This is a genomic window from Micromonospora sp. NPDC049580 (assembly GCF_040675595.1).
GTDB lineage: Bacteria > Actinomycetota > Actinomycetes > Mycobacteriales > Micromonosporaceae > Micromonospora.
In genome coordinates, this window is sequence record NZ_JBFAPG010000367.1 from 1 (window position 1) to 6,509 (window position 6,509).

Annotated in this window: 5 protein-coding genes and 1 pseudogene; 4 read left to right on the plus strand and 2 right to left on the minus strand. The window is 71.9% G+C overall.

Going from position 1 to position 6,509, the window contains the following annotated elements; translation table 11 throughout:
• Window positions 1-265 (minus strand): annotated as a pseudogene (locus AB0J68_RS24105) (Na+/H+ antiporter NhaA); the annotation flags it as partial.
• A 255-nt stretch (window positions 266-520) separates the two neighbouring features.
• Here AB0J68_RS24105 and AB0J68_RS24110 point away from each other — a divergent pair.
• Window positions 521-1,981 carry a polysaccharide biosynthesis tyrosine autokinase gene (locus tag AB0J68_RS24110; RefSeq protein WP_355137154.1) on the plus strand — a complete coding sequence of 487 codons (1,461 nt, stop codon included), beginning with the start codon at window positions 521-523 and terminating at the stop codon, window positions 1,979-1,981.
• On the opposite strand, the gene AB0J68_RS24115 is transcribed toward AB0J68_RS24110, so the two are convergent.
• On the minus strand, window positions 1,962-2,516 hold the full coding sequence (locus AB0J68_RS24115; protein ID WP_354863225.1) for a low molecular weight phosphatase family protein: 555 nt from the start codon (window positions 2,514-2,516) through the stop codon (window positions 1,962-1,964). The genes AB0J68_RS24110 and AB0J68_RS24115 overlap by 20 nt on opposite strands.
• Before the next feature lie 168 nt (window positions 2,517-2,684).
• Between AB0J68_RS24115 and AB0J68_RS24120 the strand changes: the two genes are divergently transcribed.
• The 3 genes from AB0J68_RS24120 to AB0J68_RS24130 all read left to right on the plus strand — a co-directional run bounded on the left by AB0J68_RS24120 (window position 2,685) and on the right by AB0J68_RS24130 (window position 6,459).
• Entirely contained in the window at window positions 2,685-3,932 is a 1,248-nt protein-coding gene (locus tag AB0J68_RS24120) for a glycosyltransferase family 4 protein (protein ID WP_354863224.1), read from the plus strand.
• A 189-nt stretch (window positions 3,933-4,121) separates the two neighbouring features.
• Window positions 4,122-5,816 (plus strand): DUF4012 domain-containing protein, encoded by a 1,695-nt coding sequence (locus tag AB0J68_RS24125; protein ID WP_363940544.1) that lies wholly within the window; start codon window positions 4,122-4,124, stop codon window positions 5,814-5,816.
• 13 nt (window positions 5,817-5,829) lie between these two features.
• Window positions 5,830-6,459 (plus strand): hypothetical protein, encoded by a 630-nt coding sequence (locus AB0J68_RS24130; protein WP_354863222.1) that lies wholly within the window; start codon window positions 5,830-5,832, stop codon window positions 6,457-6,459.
• Window positions 6,460-6,509: the final 50 nt, after the last annotated feature.

Here is a 6,509-nt window from a genome sequence, read left to right on the forward strand (position 1 = left end):
GTCGCCCGCACGGGCGACCGCCGACGCCGTTCGTGTCAGGCCCGACCGCCGGCGCCGTTCCGGTCACGACCGACCCGAGTGAAGGCAGCTCGTCCGTGACCACCCTGCCGGCCGCTGCCAGGTGTGAGCTGACCACCGCGAGCGCGGCCAGCGTGCGGGCGATGTCGGTGGCAATCGGGATGGCCTGACCGCGCAACCCCTCCCCGCCCGCTGTCTGGACCACCGCCGCGTAGATCAGCGCGAGGGGCAGCAGTGCGCCTCCGATGGTGGGGTGCGGGCGATCACTCGGCGTCCGGGAGGGGGGCGGCCAGAGATCGGCCGTGGACTTTTCCCGGATGTCGCCGCTGCCGAATGACCCTTTGTCGGGTTGGTCATGTGGGCGCACTTGTTCGCCTCGAAAATGCATAACTCCGGACATAAGCCCTATGAGGGGCTTTAATGGTTTCACGAGTTGGCAGACGACCTTGGGGGTTTTCGTGAAGTTCTTTGGCGTAACCGGACCCGCACGGAGGCACTCCTGATGGACCTGCTCCGCCAATTGCGCCACGTGCGTCGGCACTGGTGGGTCGTGCTGGTCACCGTCATGGTGGCCCTGGGCGTCTCGGCGTTTCTGACCGTACGGGCCCAGCCCCGGTACGTCGCTTCGGTGACCTTCTTCGTCACCACCCCCAACCAGGGCGTCAGCGACGCCTACCAGGGTGGTCTGTTCCTTCAGCAGCGGGTCAAGTCGTACGCCGACCTGCTCAGCAGCGATCGCCTGGCGCAGAGCGTGGTGGCCGAGACCCCGGTCGGGCTCACCGCGGACGAGGTGCAGCGCCGGGTGACCACCTCCACGGAGACGGGCACCGTGCTGCTGCGCGCCTCCGTCACCGACACCGACCAGGCGCGGGCGATGCGGGTGACCGAAACCCTCGCGGCAAAGTTCGTCGAGCTCGTGCAGAAGGTCGAGACGCCGCCCGAGGGCAAGGCGCCGATCAAGATCGAGGTGGTCAGCGGCCCACGGGTCAGCGCCAGCCCCGTCTCGCCGCAGCCGGTCCGCAACCTCACGCTCGGCGGTCTGGTCGGTCTGGCGCTCGGTGTCGGCCTGGCGATCCTGCGCGGCGTCGCCGACGTCCGCCTGCGTGACGCCGCGGGCCTGCAACGCGCCACCGGAAGCCCACTGCTCGGTGAGATTCCGTTCGAGAGCGCCGCCCGCACCGCTCCGCTGATCGTCGGCGAAGCCGCGACGTCGGCGCGCGCGGAGGCGGTCCGCAAGCTGCGGACCAACCTGCGCTTCGTGGACGTGCACGAGCCGGCCCGGGTCATCGCCGTGACCAGCGCCCTGCAGGGCGAGGGTAAGACGACGCTCTCCTGCAACCTGGCCATCGCCCTGGCCGAGGCGGGCTGGCGGGTGCTGCTGGTCGACGCGGACCTGCGCCGCCCGAAGGTCGACGAGTACCTGGGCCTGGACGCGGGCGTCGGTCTCACCGACGTGCTGGTCGGCGACGTCCAGGTCGGTGACGTGGTGCAGCGCTGGGGCGACAAGTCCCTGCTGGTGCTGCCCAGCGGCTCCGCGCCGCCGAACCCGAGCGAACTGCTCGGCTCCAAGGCGATGGCGGACCTGCTGCTCGCGCTGCGCGAGTCCACGGACATCGTGATCATCGACACCGCGCCGCTGCTCGCGGTGACCGACGGTGTCGTGGTGGCCGTCCAGGCCGACGGCGCGCTGCTGGTGAGTCAGCAGGGCCGTACGTCGCGAACCCAGGTGGCCGCGGCGGCCCGCTCGCTGCACTCGGTCTCGGTGCGGTTGCTCGGCTGCGTGCTGAACATGGCCAAGGTGGCCAAGGCCGAGGCGTACCAGTACGAGGCTTACCGGGTGGCCACCTCGTCGGCCACGCCGTCGGTGCCGACCGACCGGGCCACCGCGGCCCGGCACAGCGAGGGCGCCGGCGTCAACGGCGTCAGCGACCGCACCCAGGAACTCACCCGGTTGCCCCGATGAGCGCAGCGAGGGGTCGTAGCGAGCGTTCGATCTCCTCAGCGCAGCGACGGAAGTCGGCGGCGGTCCCGCCGATCGGGTCCCGCAGGTCGTCCGCGTCCGGAGCGGCGGGTTGCAACCGTCCCCTGGCGTGGGCGGCGGCGGCGATGGCGGCCCGCAGCGGGTCGTCGCGCGACTCGGCGGGCGGCTCGGCCGCCGCCGCCAGTCGGCCGAACTGGCGCAGGGTGAACGTCCGGTGCAGCGCGCCGGGCGCCAGCGCGGTGCAGATCGAACGCTGCCGCCGTGTCGCGGTCAGCACGAGCGTCGCGTCGGCGAGGTGTTCGGGACGCAGCGTCCGGCTGGCGAAGGCCGCCGGGTCGCCGCCGCCCTCGGCCGCGACCTGGGCCGCGTACGGGTGCATCGCCATCCCGTCCATCGCGTCGGTGCCGGCGCTGGACACCAGCACGGGCCGGTCGGCCAGCAACCGGCGGGCCAGGTATTCGGCCATCGGCGAGCGGCACAGGTTGGCGTGGCAGACGAACAACACGCGGTCGGCCATCGGGAGCCCTCTCGTGGGTGCGGACACGGGTCGCCACACCCCGAGGGTGGTGCGTCGACGCCGCTGGCCGCGCGGGGAGGGGATGTCGGCATCGTACGCGGGCCGACCACCCGCCGGACGTGCTGCCGCGCCGGCCGAGGCCGATCAGTGGTCCTCGGCGGTGCCCCGGTGAAGATCGGCATCCTGTCGTACCACTTTCCACCCGAGCCCGCCTTCATCCCCGGCAGCCTCGCGGAGGAGCTGGCCGCGCGCGGGCACGAGGTCCGCGTGCTCACCGGCTTCCCGGACTACCCCGGCGGCCACGTCTATCCAGGGTGGCGGCAGCGCTGGCACCACGAGACGCACAGTCAACGGCTGGCAGTCCGGCGGGTGCCGCGCTACTCCGGCGGGGCCACCTCCACGTACGGGCGGATGGTCAGCTACCTGTCGTTCGCGGGCAGCGCGTCGCTGGCGGCGCGTCGGTTCCTCGGCGACGTGGACGCGCTCTACGTCTTCCAGCTGCCGGCCACCACGTTCGCCACCGCCGCTCTGTTCCGGCTGCTTCCGAAGGTGCCGGCCGTGTTGCACGTACAGGATGTCTGGGCACGCGACGGCGCGGACGCGGACGGCGACGGCCGCTGGTCGGCACGGATGGGCGCCGCGATGACCCGCATCTACCGGACGGCCGCGCGGGTCGCGGTGGCCGCACCGTCGATGCGGGACCTGGTGGTCGCCGCCGGGGCCGACCCGGCCCGGGTCCAGCTGGTGCTGAACTGGACCGACGAGCGCATCTTCTACCCGGCGACACCCGGCGCGGCGGCTCGGCAGATGGTCCGCCGGGATCGCCGGTGCGTGGTCATGCACGCCGGGACCATCGGCGCCCGCCAGGGGCTGGAGACGGCGGTACGGGCCGCCGCGGCGTTGGACCGCACCATGGATCTGGTCCTGGTCGGGTCGGGCGCGGATGAGCAGCGGGTGCGGGGGCTCGCCGCCGAACTGAAGGCGGAGAACGTCCGCTTCCTTCAGCGGCGGTCGCCGGTCGACATGCCCGAGCTGTACGCCGCCGCCGACTACCAGCTGATCATGCTGCGCGACCTGCCGGAACTTCGGGGCATGGTGCCCGGCAAGCTGCAGGCCGCGCTCTCCTGCGCCGCGCCGGTGGTGGCGTCGGCCGGCGGGGACACCGCCGAGCTGGTCGAGCGCGCCCGAGCCGGGTTGTCGTGCCCTCCCGAGGACTGGGCCGCGCTGGCCGACCGGTTCTGGTTGGCCGCCACCATCCCGCCGCCGGCGCGCACCGAGATGGGCCGCCGGGGCCGACAGACGTACCTGCGGGAGATGTCGTTGCCGGCCGGGGTGGACCGCATCGAGCGGTTGCTGCACGAGGCCGCCGGCCGGGTCCCGCAGGGTGCAGGAGAGCCGCGAGGAAACCTCGCGTAAAGGACGAGAAGGCCCATAACCGTACGAGATCCCTTGCCACGTGCTAAGAACGTCAGGGAATCGAACGGACTGTCCGATTCCGGCAAACGGGAGTGTGGTGTGACGGAGAGCGAACGGCCGCGTCGACGGCGAAGCCGATCCCGGCGTCGCCGGCGCGCACGGCTGCGACGGGCCCTGCTCGGTGCCCTGGTGGTCGGATCACTGCTGCTCGCCAGTGGCGGATGGATCGGCTTGCGGGGCTGGCAGGCGCGCGCGCACCTGCTCAACGCCGCCGGCCTGGCCCGGGAGCTGAGCACGCAGGTGGTCGGCGGGGACACCGACCGTGCTCTGCGGACTCTCTCCGCTCTGCAGGAGCAGTCCCGCGCGGCCCGAGCCGCCACGTCCGACCCGAGCTGGAAGGTCGGTCGGCGTACCCCGATCGCCGGCGACGACCTCGACGCGGTCCGGCTGATCGCCATCGCCATCGACGACCTGGCCCGGCGGGCGTTCCCGACCCTGCTGCGGACGGACCTGACCAGCCTGGTGCCGGCCGAGGGTCGGTTGGACCTGGCCCGGCTCAGCTCGGTCTCCGCAGAGCTGACCCGGGCGAACGACGCGGTGCAGGCCACCCGCCGTGACCTGAGCGAGGTGCCCGTCGACCGGCTGGTCAACCAGGTGCGCCAGGCGCTGACCGATCTACGTGGCGAGATCGACCGGCTGGCCAGTCTCACCGCTGCGGCCGACCAGGGCGCACGGCTACTGCCGCCGCTGCTCGGTGCGAATGGCTCGCGGCGTTACCTGCTCGTCTCGCAGAACCTGGCCGAGCTGCGTGCCACCGGCGGCATGTTCGGCGCGTACGCGATGATCGAGGCCGAGAACGGACGGGTTCGGATGGGCGCGCAGGGCAGTAGCGCGTCCCTCGGCCGGTTCACTCCCGCGTTGAAGCTGCCCGCCGAGACCCGAGCGGTCTGGACCGACCTGCCGGGCATCTACCCCGCCGACGTGAACCTCACCCCGCACTTCCCGACCGCCGCCGCCCTGTACCGGGAGATGTTCCGGCGCAAGACCGGGACCACCGTCGATGGCGTTCTCGCCGTCGACCCGGTGGTGCTGTCCTACCTGCTGAAAGCGACCGGCCCGGTGCTGGTGCCCGGTGGAGTGCCGCTGGCCAGCGAGAAGGTCGTGCAGACCCTGCTCAACGAGACCTACCAGCGGCTGGGCACCACGGAGCAGGACGCCTACTTCGCGTCGTCGGCCGCCGCGGTGTTTGACGCCTTCTTCAAGAAGAATGTCAACCCACGGGTGTTGTTGTCCGCATTCGACCGTGCTATCACGGAACGCCGGATATTGTTCTGGAGTGCTCATCCGGAAGAACAGCGGACATTCGGCGACAGCCGGATGGCCGGGACGCTCCCGGAACAGGACACCGTGCCGACTGTCGGCGTGTTCCTCAACGATGGCAGCGGCGCAAAGCTCGGCTACTACCTGCGGCCGACGGCGAACCTCACGGTCGGCGAATGCCGGCCCGACGGCCGCCGCGAGCTCCGGCTGCGGGTGACCCTGCGCTCGACGGCGCCGAAGTCAGGGCTCAGCAAATCGATCCTTGGCCTCGGTCTGGCTGGCGATCCGTACACCGTCCGCACGCTGGTGTCGATCTACAGCCCGGCTGGCGGCTCCGTGCTCGACGCCCGGCTCGACGGGGCTGAGACGGCACTGGGCAGCGGCACCGAACGCCGCCGCCAGGTGGCGACGGCCAACGTCGACATCGGCCCCGGCGTCGAGAGGGCGCTGGAGGTCACCGTCCTGACGGCCAAGACCGACGTCGGGCAGGCCGAGCTATGGCTGACCCCCACCGCCAGCCCGTGGACCACCCAAGTTCATTCCGCACCAAGCTGTGACCAGTAGGAGGGAACCAATCATGCGGCTATCCCGCATCATCATGGCGCTCACGGTCGGCCTGGCCGTGGTGGCCGTGCCGACGGCAGCGGGGGCGGCACAGCCGCAGCCGACGCCCAGCGCGACCACCGATCCGACTCAGCCGCCGCCGTACCCGCCGACCGCCGCGTCCCTGACCGTCAACCGGCCGACGATCTTCCTCGGCGAGACGGTCATCCTGACCGGCACCAACTTCGGCCCCAACGAGACCGTCGACATCACGGTGACCGTCACCCCGATTGCGGCCCCGGCCGCAGGCAAGGCGCCGGCCCGCCGCAGCGACGGCACCACCGTGGCCATGGCGCCGGTGGCGTACCAGGCGAGCGCGCCGCTGCAGTTCACGGCGTTCACCAACGCCCAGGGCGGCTTCACCAAGAGCTACAAGCCGTCGGTGACCGGTCTGCTGACCTTCACCGCCACGGGCCGCGAGTCCGGCCGGACCGCCAGCACGGAGCTGCGGGTGCTGCACAAGAAGCAGCCGCTGCCCGTCACCGGTGACAGCATCGGTACGCCCATGAAGCTCGGCGGCGGCCTCGTCGGCGCCGGCGCGATCATGCTGCTGCTGACCCTGGCCTGGCGTCGCCGCCAGCGCTTCAGCGGGGCCGCGCACTGATCGCCGTACCACCAACCGGGCAGTGCCCGGAGCGCACTTCAGGCTGGCGC

Coding starts and splice junctions, on each gene's coding strand:
- AB0J68_RS24130 (WP_354863222.1), top strand. CDS start 5,830: ATGCGGCTATCCCGCATCATCATGGCGCTCACGGTCGGCCTGGCCGTG.
- AB0J68_RS24110 (WP_355137154.1), top strand. CDS start 521: ATGGACCTGCTCCGCCAATTGCGCCACGTGCGTCGGCACTGGTGGGTC.
- AB0J68_RS24115 (WP_354863225.1), bottom strand. CDS start 2,516: ATGGCCGACCGCGTGTTGTTCGTCTGCCACGCCAACCTGTGCCGCTCG.